General features: G+C 56.1%; 14 protein-coding genes. 7 read left to right on the top strand and 7 right to left on the bottom strand.

The window, feature by feature from the left end; genetic code table 11:
* Nucleotides 1-13 precede the first annotated feature (13 nt).
* Nucleotides 14-1177, top strand: a complete 1164-nt coding sequence (locus Q0816_RS13090; RefSeq protein WP_298851184.1) for a hypothetical protein — start codon at nucleotides 14-16, stop codon at nucleotides 1175-1177.
* Here Q0816_RS13090 and Q0816_RS13085 read toward each other — a convergent pair.
* Both Q0816_RS13085 and Q0816_RS13080 read right to left on the bottom strand, forming a co-directional pair.
* A complete protein-coding gene (locus Q0816_RS13085; protein ID WP_298851182.1) occupies nucleotides 1174-4773 on the bottom strand; it encodes a flavoprotein in 3600 nt (1199 codons plus the stop codon). The two genes, Q0816_RS13090 and Q0816_RS13085, sit on opposite strands and share 4 nt — an antisense overlap.
* A 329-nt stretch (nucleotides 4774-5102) precedes the next feature.
* A complete protein-coding gene (locus Q0816_RS13080) occupies nucleotides 5103-6680 on the bottom strand; it encodes a DUF5928 domain-containing protein (protein WP_298851180.1) in 1578 nt (525 codons plus the stop codon).
* Nucleotides 6681-6823: 143 nt separating this feature from the next.
* Between Q0816_RS13080 and Q0816_RS13075 the strand changes: the two genes are divergently transcribed.
* Nucleotides 6824-7642, top strand: a complete 819-nt coding sequence (locus tag Q0816_RS13075; RefSeq protein WP_298851177.1) for a sulfotransferase family protein — start codon at nucleotides 6824-6826, stop codon at nucleotides 7640-7642.
* A 204-nt stretch (nucleotides 7643-7846) separates the two neighbouring features.
* Here Q0816_RS13075 and ilvD read toward each other — a convergent pair whose 3' ends face one another.
* Entirely contained in the window at nucleotides 7847-9679 is a 1833-nt protein-coding gene (ilvD, locus tag Q0816_RS13070; RefSeq protein ID WP_298851175.1) for a dihydroxy-acid dehydratase, read from the bottom strand.
* A 107-nt stretch (nucleotides 9680-9786) separates the two neighbouring features.
* Here ilvD and Q0816_RS13065 point away from each other — a divergent pair, with 107 nt between their 5' ends.
* The 4 genes from Q0816_RS13065 (at nucleotide 9787) to Q0816_RS13050 (ending at nucleotide 12748) form a co-directional block, all read left to right on the top strand.
* Nucleotides 9787-10350, top strand: coding sequence for an XRE family transcriptional regulator (locus Q0816_RS13065; RefSeq protein ID WP_298851172.1), 564 nt, complete (start codon nucleotides 9787-9789; stop codon nucleotides 10348-10350).
* Complete coding sequence (locus Q0816_RS13060; RefSeq protein ID WP_298851170.1) at nucleotides 10347-10616, top strand: hypothetical protein; 270 nt, start codon at nucleotides 10347-10349, stop codon at nucleotides 10614-10616. Before Q0816_RS13065 ends, Q0816_RS13060 begins: the two co-directional genes overlap by 4 nt.
* 93 nt (nucleotides 10617-10709) lie before the next feature.
* The gene (gene sseA / locus Q0816_RS13055) at nucleotides 10710-11564 is read left to right on the top strand and encodes a 3-mercaptopyruvate sulfurtransferase (protein ID WP_298851168.1); all 855 of its coding nucleotides are present in this window, start codon (nucleotides 10710-10712) and stop codon (nucleotides 11562-11564) included.
* Nucleotides 11564-12748, top strand: coding sequence for an amino acid aminotransferase (locus Q0816_RS13050; RefSeq protein WP_298851165.1), 1185 nt, complete (start codon nucleotides 11564-11566; stop codon nucleotides 12746-12748). The genes sseA and Q0816_RS13050 overlap by 1 nt, the downstream gene beginning before the upstream one ends.
* Before the next feature lie 22 nt (nucleotides 12749-12770).
* On the opposite strand, the gene Q0816_RS13045 is transcribed toward Q0816_RS13050, so the two are convergent.
* From Q0816_RS13045 to Q0816_RS13035, 3 genes are all read right to left on the bottom strand, one after another.
* Nucleotides 12771-13139: a hypothetical protein gene (locus Q0816_RS13045; protein WP_050605617.1), complete on the bottom strand. Its 369-nt coding sequence runs from the start codon at nucleotides 13137-13139 to the stop codon at nucleotides 12771-12773.
* Between the two features lie 106 nt (nucleotides 13140-13245).
* A complete protein-coding gene (locus Q0816_RS13040; protein WP_298851163.1) occupies nucleotides 13246-14574 on the bottom strand; it encodes an ammonium transporter in 1329 nt (442 codons plus the stop codon).
* A 33-nt stretch (nucleotides 14575-14607) separates the two neighbouring features.
* Nucleotides 14608-14946 carry a P-II family nitrogen regulator gene (locus tag Q0816_RS13035; RefSeq protein ID WP_298851161.1) on the bottom strand — a complete coding sequence of 113 codons (339 nt, stop codon included), beginning with the start codon at nucleotides 14944-14946 and terminating at the stop codon, nucleotides 14608-14610.
* Nucleotides 14947-15204: 258 nt separating this feature from the next.
* On the opposite strand from Q0816_RS13035, the gene Q0816_RS13030 reads away from it, so the two are divergent.
* Nucleotides 15205-17367 carry a transglycosylase domain-containing protein gene (locus Q0816_RS13030; RefSeq protein ID WP_298851159.1) on the top strand — a complete coding sequence of 721 codons (2163 nt, stop codon included), beginning with the start codon at nucleotides 15205-15207 and terminating at the stop codon, nucleotides 17365-17367.
* Between the two features lie 54 nt (nucleotides 17368-17421).
* Here the strand turns inward: Q0816_RS13030 and leuB are convergent, their stop codons facing one another.
* Nucleotides 17422-18525 carry a 3-isopropylmalate dehydrogenase gene (gene leuB / locus Q0816_RS13025; protein ID WP_298851158.1) on the bottom strand — a complete coding sequence of 368 codons (1104 nt, stop codon included), beginning with the start codon at nucleotides 18523-18525 and terminating at the stop codon, nucleotides 17422-17424.
* Nucleotides 18526-18589 lie beyond the last annotated feature (64 nt).

Raw genomic sequence — 18589 nt, 5'->3', positions numbered from 1 at the left:
GGCAGGAGGCTGAATGAGCGTTGAAAGAAAGGTTTGGTTGATCTCTGGCCTGCTGACATTTGGTCTGGCCGCTCTGTTGCTCAAACTTTGGATTGAACTGAACCATTTTGAGGGTGATCCGACGCAGCTGCCTGATCAGGCTTCGGTTGATGCATATCTGGGCAAGTTAGACGTGGCGCCGGACTACCGTTTGAGAACAGGGATCTTCCTAAAGTCGTTCAGCTTTCTGGGTGCCAGCGACATACAAGTTACCGGCTATATCTGGCAGCACTACAAGACAGGTGAACATGATGCGATTATTCCGGCCGAAGGTGAGGTCGGTTTTCTTCTGCCCGAAGCGGTCGATACCGCAAACGGCCTGATTGCCGAGGCGTATCGGTTGCTGCAACCCGACGGCGTGCTGATTGGGTGGTATTTCGAACAAACCCTGCGTCAGAGTTTTGACTACACAAGCTACCCTTTTGATCACAAAACGGTTTGGGTGCGGTTCTGGCCCAACTCATTTGACGTCAATATTGCGATAGTACCTGACTTCGAGGCTTATCCGGCGACCGGGCCGGATGACATCTTTGGGATCGACAACCAGATCGTAATGGGAACGTGGGAACGTGAGAACACGTATTTCGATTACAAGCTGTCAAATCTGGATACGACGCTGGGCATCCGACAAAATGCGTACCGGACCAATGCGCCTGAGCTGCATTATAATTTCGTCATCAAACGTAATTTCGCAAACGCCTTCATAGTCCACATGATCCCCTTGATTGTTGTGATGATGCTGCTGTTTGGGGCGGTCATGACCGTCACCCGCCGCGAGGGTCTGGCAGAGCGGCACGATTTCAGTACGTCCAGCGTAATCGGCACTTGCTCGGTTCTGTTCTTCGTGATCCTGCTGGCCCATGTACAGCTGCGCGAAGGGTTTGCGGGGTCACCTGTGATCTACATGGAATCGTTCTTTTTCCTGATGTATTTCATGCTGCTGGCGGTTTCGATCAACACGTATCTTTTCGCCTCCGAGGCGGTGTCATCGCTGCGGATTATCCACTATCGGGACAATATTTTTCCCAAGGCCAGCTTCTGGCCGTTTGTGCTGCTGTGTATGGTGGCGATCACTGCGTATAACCTCAGCATCAAGGAACGTTCCGAACCGCCACCGATCAGTGTGCAGGAAAACTAATCTTCGGATTTGAAACCCGGTTTGAGTTCGCCCTGCGCCATATCGAGTGTGTAGTCGTTCACCATTTCAGAAGTTCCATCGCGTAATCCCTGCAGATACTTCGCGGGGTCAGCGATCACATAGGCATAAGCTGGCTTCATCACGCCATCCACGACCACATTGATCTTCTTGCGGATATAGACGTTCTCGGGTGAACCGGGGCCATGATAGCCTTCCAGTCTGTCCAGTTCATGCAAGCCGGATTCCGTGACCCGGTAGACCTCACCGCTTACCTGTTTGCCCATGCCCTGTTGATCGACAAGCGTTGCCATCCGATGCAGAAACTTGCAGTTCGGATTGTCGCAGAAGGGCTCTTTCGGAACGATCAGAGGCATTGGCTGCCGCGTGCGGGCCGTCCCCACGAAGTCGTTCAGAACTGTGTTGTGCGCGTCATGATTGGGGAACCCCTGCTTTAGTGACCCGTATGTGAAGTACAGGTAAGAAGGTTCGTTCACGGTCACAAAACTTTCATCGCGCCCCTGTTCGGCATCTGCCATTTTCAGATTGTGATCCCGTGCCCAAACATCCAGCATGGCCCGGATCTCGGGTGAGATATCCGCGCCTTGAACAAACTCGATGCACGAGGTCGCATCCATGCCCTCTGCCGCCAACAGGATTTCGACCATCTTCGGGGCTTTGTTCATCACCGCAACATGCAGCGCCGTAAACCCGTGATCATTGACAATGTTGACGTCAATTTCCCTGTCAATCAGATCTTGAGCGGCTTCATAGTCGGGCTTGCCCAGATCATGACCGCCTTCATTCAACTCACCCTCACCACCTGCTGCATAATGCAGCAATGAATCCCCGTGGGTTTCGTCCACAATATTGACGCCGACGATACCTTCATCAATAACGCGGAACACGCGTTTCCATTCATTGATATCATCGGCAGCGGCAGCCTCTCGCGCCCATTTGCAAACGCGGTACTTCTGGTCGTCCAGCTCCTCGAAAGCTTCGCCCAGTGCTTCCATGATCTGGTCCGGAGTGGCCATCATACCGATACCCATCCGGCCGTTGGACAGGCGTCCTTCCCGGGGTCCAATGAGATCCGCGCCCAGCATTTTCAGTTTTGAGACGTTGTTCTGGGTCGTGATGTTGTTCCACATATTCGTGTTGCACGCGGGGCAAAGGATCACTGGTTTCTTCTGGTACTGCCAAGCCACGAAGACCGAGGTTAGAAGATTGTCGGCGATCCCGTTCGCCACCTTGCCCATCGTGTTGCAGGTAATGGGTGCCACGATCACGCAATCGGCCCAGTCACAAAGGGCAAGATGCGAGGCGCGCACCGGCATGTCGAACTCCATGTATCGGAAGTTCCACTCATCGTCGTCGCGGTAATAGTCGTTGTGGGTGATCTTGGCGTCGATTCGTTCAGCGCCAAAATCCCGAAAGAACTTTTCGGCAGATACCGAAGGGATCAACTTGACGTTGTGCCCCGCATCGACGATGCGTTCGACAAGTTCAGGGATCTTGTCCGCGGCCGAGGATCCACAGGCGCATAACAACACATTGCGCTTGCCGGCACTGACCTCGTTCAGCACCCCCTTGGGATAGCCAAACATATTCTTGTTCAGACTGGGTGTATCATCCAGTTTTGAAACGGGAAGCCCTGCGCCGCGCATACGGTCTTGCAGGTGACCTGACTTGATCATATCCACGATATCTTGCAGCTTCTCGCTTTTGCTGATGCATTTGCCTTTGAAAAACAGGTATGGAACCTTGGGCTTGTGACCAAGCGATACCAATTGCCGCCGCATCTTTATGGCATTCGGATCACGCCCACCCACATCCACTTGTTTGACGCTCGTTGCGCCGATGTTCGAAAGGATACTTCTGAGCATGTAGGACCAGGGATCTTCATCCTCGTAAAACAGGACCATCGGGTTGTTCTTGATGATACTGTCGACATCACCAGGGTCTTCGGGCGGCTCAACCTCTTCGATTAACACAAGTGCCGGGTCTTCGAGATCGCGCAGACCACGGAAAATATTGCCGCGAGGCGCCTGCCAGACTTGTGAAGTTGCAGGGCTCATGTCGACAATGGTCACAACGTCTTCGTCTTCGTCGTAATCGATGCACAGACACCAGAACTCTTCCAGCAGCGCGGTTTCACGGTACACATTTTTCGGCGGTTCGATCGCGTTTATCCCGGTTACGCGATTGAAATCGATGTTGATCATCAGGTGACGATCCTTGTTGACCTTCAGGCTTTTCAACTGAGCCTTGAACCAGTCTTCGGGGGTTTGAATTGACTTGTCGTCACGGGTCTCGAAGCTATGAAACGAACTGTCCACATGCACGTCTTCGGACTGGCTCAGGTATTTTTTTGCCATCTCGTGCATATCTTTTGCAGTCGCAACCCGGCTGACGGCATCAGTAAAGGACGATTCGGTTGCCTGCAGCAGCTTGTCTTCGTCCACTTGATGGTCGCCATGTATGGCGAGGCTTTCCACCAAAACACCCAGAGAGTTCAGATTTGGGGTGGCGCGGCGGAACAGGTTGCGCCGTTTCTTGGGATCTTTCGCCAGATACCGTGTGCTGTCGATATAGTTGCATCTTTGTTTGAAGGTTTTCAGATGGCTTTTGACCGCTGCACGCGCCGAAAAGCGCAGAATGCCTCTGGACCGCATCGAGGTCCCGTCCCTGTCTGACATCGCTTCCCAAAGCCGTTGGATCGTTGTGACCCACAGCTTGCCGTATTTCTCAGGATGCACATCCATCATGTGCACAAGCCCGGTGCTTGCGTTGCATTTGGCAATAACGGCAAAATGCCCCCCCGGCATGTTCTCTTTACCATGGGCGACTCCGACCTGGAAATTCGCCACCAGAATATCATTGTCGCCGCCCAACTGATTGGATTCGTCGATGGCCTCCAGCAACAGCGGTACGTCAGTCGTGTCCCCGTCCATGAAATAGGCCTGAACCTGCACTCTTTCCCGCAGGCCCTGCGAGTGAATGTAGGTGCAGGCGACATCAAACAGTTCTCCCAGTGAAATGCCGTCATTCACCACAAAGGATGAAGGCAGGGCACATTCGCGGAAGATGTCATTCACCTCGCAGCTGAAACCCAATGCCGACATACTGAGCGCTGCGGCGGTTACACTGCAGCAATTGATCGGCTGCTGAAAGTTCTGGATCTGGACGCTGAGGAGATCGCCGAACATCCGTCCAAAGCAGGGTTTCCGGATATCTGCAGGTATCTGTTTCCATTCCTCACTGGACAGAAAGGCCAAACGCGTTCCGTCCAACGCAAGCGCTTCGAGGCTGACGGGAATATCCGTGATCTGCAGATGTTCTTCATAGAAATAGTCACCAACATCCGCGCTGGCCAACGGTTTCCCATCTTGGCGCAACTGAACCACGCCTCGCAGCACGACATACATGCCTTTCGCCGGCAGGACCGCGTTCCCGGTCACCTCGATGCATTCGAACTGAGGATTGATGACGGCCGGGTCCGCAACCTGAGTTTCGCCCGGCAGGACGTTGTATATCAACTTCCAGTCTGTGTCATTTGGGATGTATGGTCTGGATTTGGCAATTTGATCTATAGGCACAACTGTGTCCCCCCGGAGTTGCGTTTCAAAATTCAACCTTATTCCAGCCAGTGTTTTTGGATCCTTCGACGCTCAGATACCTGTCATTCGGAAAACAAGACCTGCCTGTTTTTCGTGTTTTTCACTGGCCAGGGCCGCATTACTGATCGAAAAAAATGAACAAAATGGCCCAATTGACTGCACAGTATCCGATTTTTGAACAAAAATCACGAATGCAGTTGCAGGCGCTCAGGACCCTGCCCGCCGCAACAGATCATACGCCGTTTCGAGGCAAGGAATGCACGGCTGCGGGGGCCCGCAGGCCGCCAATCGTCGGATGGTTTTGTGGGTCAGTCGAGGAAAAGGTAATCCAACCGCATAACAGCTTGGGCTTTTTCCTCGCTCACCCCAAGAAACTTGGCGACCACGGCTTCATTCTCGGCGCGCTGGGCCGTTTCCCGAAGACGCAGGTGATTTTCCAACCCGGCGGCACGGATCTGTTCGGATTCGTGGTTCAGATCGTTGCGAAGCGTGGGCAGCAGATGCGCAACAGTTTCCACAGGGCTGCTGTCACCAGCCAACCCGACACGACGGGCGTGACCGATCAGATAGTCATCCGAGTAGTCGCATTCGATTTCAAGCACATGAGTTCTGGCCTGATCGCTGCAAAAATCCTGAATTGCGTCAAGGTTGGCCGGGTCGAGACACAGAACCAGCTGATCTGACCCGAAACTGTCGAACAGCATTCGTACAACGGCCCGCCGATGGCGGGTGCGCTTGGTCAAGTTTGTTTCGATTCCACCCAGATCAGGCAGCAACGTATCTTCTTCGTTAAACAGGTATTCAACGCAGGGAATATCTGTTTCCGACGCGATCTGATCGACAAGGCGTTTGGCGACATGCCACTTCTTGCAGACAATTATGAACAGTTCCCGTTCTGACCCAATTGCACTTCCGGCCTCCCAGAATCGCCGCCCGAACCGGCGGCCGATGCGTCCACGACCGGCAAGAAACGCGTACAGGTTGCGCCCTTCGTTCGAACCAGGGAAATCGACGCCCTCACTTGCGTAGAGCGAGCCCAGCCGCTCCTTCAGCTCATGAGCTTCTGCGCTGATCTTGCGGGCAAACAGATAATCCTGGCCCAGCAACATATCATAGTGGTCGTTGTAGAACGTGACAGGCATTCCGTAATCCGAGAACATCAGAAACGTCAGAGTTCGGTTTTCAATCTCATCTTTCGGGATCAGGTGACGCACCAGCGTTTGAAAGAACGTTTCATCCGGGATCCACGTGGTCGAGAAAAACCGGATCACATCACGGCGCTGGCGCAGGAAATCCAGGATCATTTCGACTGTTCTGCGGCGTAGGCACCACCATTGACTACCGATCATGACCTGAACGTCTTCGGGAATTGCACGCGTCAGACCAAAACGTTTCTGCACCTCATAGGCGGTATAAAACAACTTGGGCTGAGTGCGTTCATTGAAAAAATGACGATAGATCAGCCGGTCGTCCTTCATACCCGTCTTGATCCAGTTGCTTTCAAAGAAATCGTGGCTTTCGATAAAGTCCTTGTCGCGATCATCCAGAAAACGGTGAGTATATTCTGCCGTTTTGATGGCCATGCAATCGCCAGACAGCATGTAGAAATGCGTGGCGCGGGGGAAGGTGTCGACAGCAGCTTGCAAGGCGTTCAGCGTGGCCTGCACCAGGGACCATTCTCCCCAGCCGCATCTGACGCGCTTGGGTGCAAAGGTCACGTTGGGGTTTCCGCTCAGTGCTGCGCGGATCTGATCATACGCTTCGGAGCTGGCGCGGGCATCAAAATGGATCGCCATGCAATCGCCCGCCGCAGTCAGCTGTTCGGCCTGTGCGATGATTGCATCAGGGTCCTTATGGCACAGCAATATATAGGCGATCTTTGCCATTGAGGTTACGTAATTTCCGTTTCTGCCCGGTTTCAACCGTGATACTGAGGATGAGCGATTGAATAAACAGAATAATTTTGGTTCTTTGTTACCAAAAGCTGGCGTATCGGATCGAGACCTGACCAGCGAAGGAGGCACAGCAGATGGGTTTTCCCGGTACCTGGATGACCGAGAGCGAAAGCATGGTGTACCGTGTGGTGCCCAAATGTGCCTGCTCGACCATTGGTCAGATCATGTATTATTCGGACCATGGTCAGTTTTTCGATGGTGATATCCATGACGCCAAGGACGGCATGCATAAATGGGCATTTGATCAGAGTCAGGGCCTGATATCGAACAATGTGCGCAATCACGCGTCTTATACTTTCACCTGTGTGCGCAATCCATATACCCGCATCCTCAGTTCATTTTTTGACAAGATTTGCGGCATTCAACGAAATGGTAAGCGATACCGAGGCAATCTGGTGCCGACGCTGATCTACAACTACGGAATTGAAGTGGGCGGTGAAGACGGCAAAGGAGAGTTTGACCAGATCGCCAGTTTCCGCCGATTTCTGTTGTTTGCGCGCGACACGATCCGCTGGCGCAGACCGATGGACCCGGATATTCACTGGTCGGCAATGTCGGGTCATGTGTCGACCTTCATCGTCAACGGGGGTCACTATGACCGGATTTTCTGGACCGAAACGTTCAACGACGGGATGCAGGATGTTCTGAATAATATCGAGCTGGAGCACTCTGTTACATTGTCTGATATTCCACGGTTCAATGAATCTGAAGGCCACGGACCAATGCGTGCACACCCGGTCGAGGATTACTTCGACGATCTGTCAATGCATCTGGTCTATGAGATCTACAAACAGGATTTCGAGCTATTCAAATACGATTTCGAAAACCCTGCGAACAAGATGCCGATCGGCGAAATTGATCTGCACGAAATTCACGCCAAACTCGGCGACTGACTTTGGGGCGGGGTGCTCCCGCCCATCGTCACTGTTTCTAGCGGAACATCTCCTCTGGTTGGGCCCGGCGCAGCGCTTTGCGCGGCGCCGGGCCCAAGACCAAACGTGGCATCAGCGAAGCTGATGGTGCGATTTGGGTGCGGGAGTTCTTGCGAACGGTCGATTTACCGGCCTGCTGATTCAGCAAGTCTGTACCGTATTGGATCAGACTTGGCGTACAGCCCCTTTTGCCGCGCTGGTCGTCAACTTGGCATAGGCTTTGAGCGCGGTAGACACCTTGCGTTTGCGCGGCGCGGCAGGCTCCCATCCTTTTGCGTCTTGTGCTTCGCGTCGGGCGGCAAGCTCTTCATCTGAGACGGCCAGATGGATAGTGCGGTTCGGGATGTCGATCTCGATCACGTCGCCATTCTGTACCAGACCAATCTCACCACCTTCGGCGGCCTCGGGTGATACGTGACCGATCGACAGACCGGATGTGCCGCCCGAAAAACGACCATCGGTCAGCAAAGCGCAGGCTTTGCCAAGCCCTTTGGACTTCAGGTAAGACGTCGGATACAGCATTTCCTGCATCCCCGGACCGCCACGCGGGCCTTCATAGCGGATCACCACCACGTCACCCTCTTTCACCTTGCCGGTGAGAATGTCGCTGACTGCCTGATCCTGGCTTTCGCACACGTAAGCCGAGCCGGTGAATTGCAGGATATTGGCATCCACACCGGCAGTTTTCACAATACAGCCGTCTCGGGCGATGTTGCCGAACAGAACCGCCAGGCCACCATCCTGGCTGAACGCGTGTTCTTTCGCGCGGATCACGCCGCCTTCGCGATCGGTATCCAGTTCTTTGAATCGGTTCGATTGGCTGAATGCCTGAGTGGTGCGCACACCACCGGGGGCGGCCTTGAACAACTCTTGTGCCTTGGGATTGTTGGCGATCTTGATGTCCCAATTGGCAATCGCCTCGCCCATGGTGGCCGAATGCACCGTGTGGCAATCTTCGTGTAGCAGGCCTGCGCGGCTGAGCTCGCCAAGGATCGAGAAGATGCCGCCGGCGCGGTGGACATCCTCCATGTGGACGTTCTCGGTGTTGGGCGCGACTTTACACAGGCAAGGCACGCGACGGCTCAGGTGATCCATGTCGGACATGGTGAAATCCACTTCGCCCTCATGCGCGATGGCCAGCAAATGAAGCACCGTGTTGGTCGACCCGCCCATGGCGATGTCCAGGCTCATGGCGTTCTGGAACGCGTCGAATGTTGCGATCTCACGCGGCAGGAAGCCTTTTTCGTCCAGATCGTAATGCCGTTTGGTGATCTCTACGATGCGGCGACCCGCCTCCAGGAATAGCTCTTTTCGGTCGGCATGTGTTGCCAGTGTCGAGCCATTGCCCGGCAGTGCCAGACCCAGCGCTTCGGCCAGACAGTTCATCGAGTTGGCAGTGAACATGCCCGAGCAAGACCCGCAGGTCGGGCAGGCATTCTCTTCGATGTGTTGAACCTGCTCGTCGGTGAACTTGTCGTCCGCGGCGGCCACCATTGCGTCTACAAGGTCAATTTTCTTGGCATCCAGATCGGCGATATCGATCTTGCCGGCCTCCATCGGACCACCGGACACAAAGATCGCCGGGATGTTCAGGCGCATGGCGGCCATCAGCATGCCGGGGGTGATCTTGTCGCAGTTCGAAATGCAGACCATCGCATCCGCACAATGCGCGTTGACCATGTATTCAACCGAATCCGCGATCACTTCGCGCGAAGGCAGCGAATAGAGCATTCCGTCATGACCCATGGCGATGCCGTCATCCACCGCGATGGTGTTGAACTCTTTCGCAACACCACCAGCGGCCTCAACCTCGCGCGCAACCATCTGTCCCAGATCTTTCAGGTGCACGTGACCGGGAACGAACTGGGTGAAGGAGTTGACGATGGCGATGATCGGTTTGCCGAAATCGTCGTCGCCCATACCGGTGGCGCGCCACAATCCACGGGCACCGGCCATGTTGCGGCCATGAGTAGAGGTTCTGGATCGGTACAATGGCATGATGCTGTTTCCCTATTGCCTCGGGTTGCATGTCTTGGGGTTTGTGCGTTATAGCGCTCGTAACACATGTGCGCTATAACGCACAAGAGGATTCGAAAGACGACGACATGGCAATAGACGACATTACGCTGAAGCTAAGGGATGTCAGGGCGGCCTCTGGGCTGAGTCTGTCCAAGGTGGCCGAACTGACGGGCGTCAGCAAAGCCATGCTGGGACAGATCGAACGGGGCGAATCCAGCCCGACGATTGCCACGCTCTGGAAAATCGCCAAAGGGTTTCAGGTGCCGTTGAGTGCTCTGATCGACACAGTACAGGGCGACCCCTCTGTTTTTCAGACTGTGACTTTCCCAGGTAGTATCGAGGTCAAGATCGTCTTCCCCTTCGATCCCGCACTAGGTGCCGAAACCTTTCACGTGAACCTTGCGCCGAACCAAAGCCACGAATCCCCAGCGCATGCTGCCGGTGTGACCGAGGAAGTGTTCGTCCTCAGTGGTGCGGTGGAAATTCTACGAGGTGAAGAATGGGTGCTATTGCAGGCTGGGCAGGGTTTGCGGTTTGCAGCGGATGTTTCGCATGGCTATCGCGCCGGGGTACAAGGTGCCGCTTTTCTGAACATGCATCATTACGCTCAACACACAGAGTTTCTTGAAAACGGCAAGGCCCATCCATGACCGCATTTATCGACAGCCTGACCATCGTGGACGGCATCGGCTCGTTTGGAGCGCTGATCGTGGTTGCCGCATATTTCGCAACGCAGATGCGGATGATGAATTCGGACGATCTGGCCTTTCCGGTGATCAACCTGCTGGGGTCCGTGCTGATTGTCTATTCCCTGCTGCAGAATTTTAATCTGGCCTCGATGTTGATCGAAGGGTTCTGGATTCTGATCAGCATTATTGGAATTATCCAGCATTTCCGCCTGCGCAGGGCGCGATAAATCCAGCGGTTAACAGGCGCTAGCGCTATCCAGACTTGAACCCCTATGCTGCCGGGTATAGGGAAAATCCAAGCTCGCTTAGGGGAGGCTTTGATGCAGGACGATCCGAAAACCCTCGTATCTACCGAATGGCTGGCCGCGCACATGAAAGACCCGGATCTGCGGATTCTGGACGGGTCTTGGTATTTGCCCACGCAAAACCGCGATTCCATGGCCGAGTATGATGCCGGTCACATCCCCGGAGCACGGTTCTTCGATATTGACGAGATTTCGGATCACCGTTCAGACCTGCCGCATATGGCACCTCCGGTTGAGAAATTCATGTCGCGTCTGCGGGCGATGGGTGTGGGCGATGGTCATCAGGTTGTGGTCTATGATGGTGCCGGGTTGATGTCGGCAGCACGCGTCTGGTGGCTGTTCCGTCTGATGGGGCAGGAAAATATTGCTGTTTTGGATGGGGGCTTGCCGAAATGGCAGGCGGAGGGACGCGAGATCGAGGACTTGCCGCCGGTTATTCGTGACCGTCATATGACCGTGCGTGTGCAAAACCAACTTGTCAGAGACGTCACTCAAGTATCCGCCGCAGCCAAGCTGGGTGATCATGAGATTATCGACGCCCGCTCTACCGGTCGGTTTGCCGGGGCCGAGGCCGAGCCGCGCCAGGGTCTGCGCTCGGGCCATATTCCGGGCTCACGCAATGTTCCCTTTGGGCAGTTGCTGAATTCAAACGGCACCATGAAATCGCCCGAGGACTGCCGCGCTGTATTCGAGGCCGCTGGCGTTGACTTGTCGAAACCGGCAATCACCTCTTGTGGGTCGGGCGTAACGGCCGCGATCCTCAGTCTTGCGCTGGAACGTATCGGCAAGAAAGACCACTCGCTTTATGACGGCTCCTGGGCTGAATGGGGTGCCTTCCCGACCCTGCCCGTCGCAACCGGAGAGAACTGATGTTCGAGAACCTGAAACCGCAGCCGGCAGATAAGATTCTGGCGCTGATGCAGATGTACCGCGAAGACCCGCGCGATCAGAAGATCGACCTGGGGGTGGGTGTCTACAAGAATGCTGAGGGTATAACGCCTGTCATGCGCGCGGTGAAAGCCGCCGAGCAACGTATCTGGCAAGAGCAGGAAACAAAGGCTTATACCGGGCTGGCCGGTGATCCCGCATATGCGGATGCGATGATCGGCCTGATCCTTGGCACCTCGGTTCCACGAGGCAACATTGCCGCTGTGGCGACGCCGGGCGGCACCGGTGCTTGCCGTCAGGCGTTCGAGATGATCCGTATGGCCAATCCGTCGGCTCGTGTATTTGTATCGAACCCGACCTGGCCAAACCACCTGTCGATCCTGAACTATCTGGGGATGGAAACGGTCCAGTATTGCTATTTCAACAGTGAAACCCGTGGTGTTGATTTCGACGGCATGATCGCCGACCTGAAAACCGCCAAAGCAGGTGACGTCGTTCTGCTGCACGGCTGCTGCCACAACCCGACCGGCGCCAACCTGAACATGGTGCAATGGCAAGAGGTCGTGAAGGTGATCAACGAGCTTGGTCTCGTTGCGATGATCGACATTGCATATCAGGGTTTTGGCGACGGTTTGGAAGAAGATGCGCAGGCCGCCCGTTTTGTCGCGTCTTCGGTCAAACGGTGTCTGATCGCGGCGTCATGCTCAAAGAATTTTGGTGTTTATCGCGAACGCACCGGACTCTTGATGGCCATCAGCGACAATGCCGAGGAAACGGCGCTGAACCAGGCCACTCTGGCTTTCCTGAACCGGCAGAACTATTCCTTCCCGCCGGATCACGGCGCGCGAGTGGTGACCACGATCCTGAATGATAACGCCCTGCGCGCCGACTGGGCGGCTGAGCTGGAAGAGGTCCGCCTGTCCATGCTGGGTCTGCGTCAGCACTTGGCCGACGAATTGCAGCGCCTGAGCGGCTCGGACCGCTTCGGCTTTATCGCCCAGCACCGCGGTATGTTCTCACGCCTCGAGGCCGCGCCTGAACTGGTTGAGAAACTGCGCGTCGAACACGGCATCTACATGGTCGGCGACAGCCGCCTGAACATCGCCGGACTGAACGCGACAACAGTGCCGATTCTAGCCAAGGCGATTGTCGACGTCGGCGTCTGATCGGACAGCCGTCGCGCCTGGCTCAGCCCGGGCGCGGCGGAGTTTTGACGAACTGCATGTCTCCGTCCGCCACGGCGAAAGGGTTTCCGCCCGCCGTTATCACGGCCCGATCTTTCATCGCTCGAAAGTCGAACATTGCATTTAGCACGACATCAGTTCTGCCCTGATACTCACGAGGGTGGTAGATACATATGCCGACCTGTTCATCAAGGCGGCGATATGTGTAATCCGCCTCGCCTACCAGCATGCCGTTCGCAGTGACATAGCAGGTGTTTTCGGTTTCGTAACTGACCGTGTGTGTCGATAAGTCTTCGAAATCGCCATGCCCGGAGTGGTGGACCCCAGTCCATTCTAGGCTTGTGCCAACAAGCGTGTGCGGTGCGTCCGGCATTGCACTCCCCCCTATTTTGACAGGCCGATTCTAACCCAAAAATGACTGCCGCACAAAAAAACGGCCCCAGCACAGGGCTGGGGCCGTTTTTTGTTATTCAAGGATCTCAGCCTTTCGAGAACTCGGGGTAGGCTTCCATACCCAACTCACCCATATCCAGGCCATTGATCTCTTCTTCCTCGCCAACCCGCAGGCCAACAGTTGCCTTGAGGATCGAGAAGAGGATGAAGCTGACCGCGAAGACGAAGATACCAATGGCAGCGAAGCCAATGATCTGCGTCACAAAGTTAGCGTCACTGTTGGTCCATGCAACGATGAAGGTACCCCAGAAGCCTGCGATCAGGTGAACTGGGATCGCACCGACGACGTCGTCAATCTTCATGCGGTCCAACATCGGGACGGTCAGGACCACGATAACACCACCAATTGCACCGATGATCAGGGCCTGGAACAGCGACGGGGCGAGCGGTTCAGCGGTGATCGACACCAGACCAGCCAGGGCGCCGTTCAGCACCATGGTCAGGTCTACCTTGCCATACATCACCTGCGTCAGGATCAGCGCTGCAACAGCACCAGCAGCAGCGGCCATGTTGGTGTTGGCGAAAATGCGGCTGATATCGGCCATGTCACCGATGGTGCCCATTGCCAGCTGCGAACCGCCGTTGAAGCCGAACCAACCCAGCCACAGGATGAACGTTCCCAGAGTGGCCAGCGCCAGGTTCGAGCCGGGGATCGGAATCACTTTGCCATCCTTGTTATACTTGCCGATACGCGGGCCCAGCACGATGGCACCGGCCAGCGCTGCGAAACCACCTGCGGCGTGCACCAGGGTCGAGCCAGCGAAGTCGCTAAAGCCCATCTCGGACAGCCAGCCACCACCCCACTGCCAGGACGCTTCGATCGGATAGATGATGCCGGTCAGGACGATCACGAAGAAGAAGAACGGCCACAGTTTGACACGTTCGGCCATGGTGCCGGATACGATTGATGCGGTGGTTGCGCAGAACATCAGCTGGAAAAAGAAGTCTGAGCCGACAGATGCATAATCCAGCGCGGTTTCGGTGTCAGCCAGGCCAACCGGCTCAAGCGACGTTGGCGAGAACGCGCCCAGAATGCCAGTGATGGTCCAGCCATCGCCCGGATACATAAGGTTAAAGCCCACCAGCCAGTACATGATGGCGGCAAAGGAAAACAGGCCCATGTTCTTGACCAGTTGCATGGCAACATTCTTGGAACGCACCAGACCGGCCTCGAGCATTGCGAAGCCCGCGGCCATCCAGAACACCAGAAAACCGCCGACCAGAAACAGCAGCGAGGTCAGGATATATTGCGTGTGCTGCGCGGTCTCGCCGGTTACAGCGGCCTCTTGCGCAAGACCCATCTGCGGCAGCGCGACAATCGCGGCGGCAGGGATGAGAGATTTCATCAGGTTCATTTTCAGTCCTCGAATGAGTGTGAGTGGCCGCGCTTACAGCGCTTCCTCGTTGGTTTCCCCGGTCCGCACGCGCAGGGCCTGCTCGATATCGAGGACGAATATCTTGCCGTCGCCGATCTTGCCGGTTTTGGCTGTTTTGGTGATGGTTTCGACGATCTGGTCGGCCATTGCCGCAGGTACCACGATCTCGAGCTTGATCTTGGGGACGAAGTTCACGGCGTATTCGGCTCCGCGATAGATTTCGGTGTGACCGGATTGCGAGCCGAAGCCCTTGATTTCGGTCACCATCATGCCGCGCACGCCGACCTCGGTCAGTGCCTCGCGCACCTCCTCCAGCTTGAACGGCTTGATTGTCGCAATGATCAGTTTCACGTCTTTCCCCTTTGGTTTTCCGGCGGGGCCGGTTTGTTTGCACCTGCAGAAAAAAGCGCGCCGAGGCGCAGTAAGAAACGGTCTTGGGGCGTAAACGGACGGTAAAATGGCGCAAAGTTGCACAATTTTTGCACGATTCATCGTGAGGGATTAAAATTTAGGCATTTCTATGAGGGGAATTTACGGAAATTCGGACCTCTACATACTCAGATCGCCGGGGTATGGTGGCGCAAAAGTAAAATCGGGCAGAGTTTGAGCATGACTGAGTCCAAGCGCCGCAAGCCGAGATTGGTTGCGGATAAAAGGTACCCGTCCAAGGGGCGTAAACCGTCGGCGTCAAAGCGCCCGGCAGGCAAGAAATCGACCGCGCGCAAGACGACCACACGCAAAACAACACGCAAGAGGTCAGGAGGCAAGAGCGGCGGCATCTTCCGGCGCTTTTTCCGTTGGATCTGGCGTCTGGTCTGGGGTCTGACCTGGCGGGTCGGGGCAATTGTCGCCATGCTGATCGCGTTGGCAGTGGGTATCGTCTATACCTCCTTGCCTGACGTGAATGCCTTACTGGACGGGCGCGCGCGCGGGTCGGTCACCTTGCTGGATCGAGAGGGCAAGGTGTTTGCATGGCGCGGCGATCAGTTTGGCGGTGTGATCACGGCCGATACCGTGTCACCGCATCTGAAGAACGCCGTCATCGCGACCGAGGACAAACGGTTTTATCGACATTTCGGTGTCAGCCCACGCGGTGTTGCGAGTGCGGTGCGCATCAATCTGAGCGAAGGACGTGGACCTTTGTCCGGGCATGGCGGGTCCACTATCACGCAGCAGACGGCCAAACTGTTGTGTCTGGGAGTGCCTTACGATCCGACTGAATGGGAATCCGAAGCTGCCTATGAAGCCGATTGCCGTCAAGGCTCGCTGTGGCGGAAAGCCAAAGAGGCCACCTATGCGATCGCGATGGAGGTGAAATACTCCAAGGACGAGGTTCTGACGATTTACCTGAACCGCGCCTTCCTCGGTGCTGGTGCGCGCGGGTTCGAGGCCGCCAGCCAGCGGTACTTTGGCAAATCCGCGGCCGAAGTGTCGCCGGCAGAGGCCGCGATGCTGGCCGGTTTGTTGGTTGCGCCCACGCGATACGCACCGACAAACAGCCTGCAACGCTCGCAGGATCGGGCACGCCTTGTGATCGGTTTGATGGAGGATCAAGGCTATTTGACCTCCGCGCAGGCCAGCGAGGCGCGCGCCAGACCGGCCCAACTTTCGGATGCGGCGGCTGCGCGGGCGGGTGGCTATTTTGCGGACTGGGTCATGGCCAGCGGACCCGAGTTCTTTACCCGCAACACGACCGAGGATGTCGTGATCCGAACCACGATGGACCAGCGCATCCAGACCTCTGCCGAAGAAGCGCTGCAGTTTATTTTTCAGGAAAAGGTCCGCGAAGGGTCAAAGGCACAGGCCGCCATCGTCGTGATGTCTGCGGATGGTGCCGTGCGCGCCATGGTTGGTGGTCGCAAGACACGAGTGTCGGGTGCATTCAACCGCGCCACTCAGGCGCTGCGGCAAACGGGGTCGTCGTTCAAGCCGTTTGTTTATGCAACGGCCTTGGAGCTGGGGTATTCACCCTATGATACGGTGATGGACGAACCTTACTGCGTGAACATCCCGGGGTCAGGCCAGTGGTGTCCCAAGAACTATACCAACAAGTACTATGGGCGGGTGACGCTGGCGGATGCGCTCAAAAATTCACTGAACATTCCCGCTGTCAAAGTGGCCGAGATTTCTGGCCTGGACAATGTTCGGACGATCGCCAGCGGCTTTGGAATTGCCAGCGATCTTGCACAGGGCCCGGCGCTGGCGCTTGGTGCATCAGAAAGCACGTTGATCGAAATGACCGGGGCCTATGCCGGCATCCTGAATGGCGGGTCACAGGTTGAACCTTATGGTTTGACCGAACTGAAGCTGTTGGGAGATGACACGCCTGTCATGGTCACGACGACCGGTATTGGTGAGAGGGTGATCAATGACGTGGCTGCAAAACAACTGACCTGGATGATGGAGCGTGTGGTGTCTGAAGGCACGGGCGGGCGGGCCAAACTGCCGGGCTGGCAGGTGGCGGGCAAGACCGGTACGACCCAGGCCGCACGCGATGCGTGGTTTATCGGCTTTACCGCTGACTACGTGACCGGTGTCTGGATGGGGTATGACGACAACACGCCGCTGTCTGGCGTGACCGGAGGCGGGTTGCCCGCCGAGATTTGGAAGGAAACCATGCTGCGTGTGACCGAGGGGATGACACCAACCCCATTGCCGATGATGATCCCCGAGCCGCCTGTTCAGGTGGCACAACCAAAACCACGCCGCAGACAGGGTGGCTTTGCCGAGGACATCAATAATCTGCTGAAAAATATCTTTGGCGGTAACTGACTAAGAAAGGCGGTGCGCTGGGCACCGCCTTTTGTCATTCAAGTTTTTTGCGTTTTAGACGCTTGCGTCCAAAGCTGCGAGAATCGCATCGCCCATTTCACTGGTCGAGACAGGCTGAACGCCCTCATCCGCCAGCAGGTCTCCGGTGCGTACGCCATCGGCCAGAACTTTCTCGATCGCAGCTTCCAGACGATCCGCTTCTTCGCCCTGATCAAAGCTGTAGCGCAGCGCCATAGCAAAGCTGAGAACGCAGGCGATTGGGTTGGCCTTACCCTGACCAGAGATATCGGGTGCCGAGCCGTGGACCGGCTCGTACATCGCCTTGGGACGGCCATTTGCCATCGGAGCGCCCAGGCTGGCTGAAGGCAGCATACCCAGCGAGCCGGTCAACATGGCGGCGCAGTCGGACAGGATGTCGCCAAACAGGTTATCCGTCAGGATGACGTCAAACTGCTTGGGGGCGCGGACCAACTGCATCGCACCGTTGTCTGCGTACATATGGCTCAGCTCAACTTCGGGGTAGTCCGCTGCAACGCGATTGACCACCTCGCGCCAGAGGATGCCCGATTCCATCACGTTGGCTTTTTCCATCGAGCACAGCTTTTTATTCCGGCGCATCGCCAGTTCAAAAGCCGAGCGCGCGGCGCGTTCGATCTCGGATTCGGTGTAGCGCTGGGTATTGATGCCCACACGCTCATTGCCTTCCTCGAAGATACCGCGCGGCTCGCCGAAATAGACGCCCGATGTCAGCTCGCGCACGATCATGATATCCAGACCAGCAACGATGTCTTTCTTCAGCGACGAGAAGTCGGCCAGCGCGTCAAAGCACTGGGCTGGGCGCAGGTTCGAATACAGGTCCATTTCCTTGCGCAGGCGCAGCAGGCCGCGCTCGGGCTTCAGGCTGAAATCCAGATCATCGTATTTCGGGCCGCCAACAGCGCCCAGCAGAACCGCATCCACCTCTTGTGCCTTGGCCATGGTCTCATCGGACAAAGGCTTGCCGTGGGCATCATAGGCTGCGCCGCCGACCAGGTCCTCGCTCACGTCAAATTGAAGACCGCGATTGGTGCCGTACCAATCGATGATTCTGCGCACTTCGGCCATAACTTCCGGGCCAATTCCATCTCCGGGCAGGATGAGGAGCGAGGGGTTGGACATGAAGGGTCTCCTTGCGTTTTGTTGCACAGGGCCTAGCGTCTGCACAGCATCGGGTCAATGAGAC

This window comes from uncultured Ruegeria sp. (genome assembly GCF_947497005.1).
Lineage (GTDB): Bacteria > Pseudomonadota > Alphaproteobacteria > Rhodobacterales > Rhodobacteraceae > Ruegeria.
The sequence above is the reverse complement of the archived record's forward strand: the minus strand, read 5'-3'. Positions and strand labels throughout refer to the sequence as shown.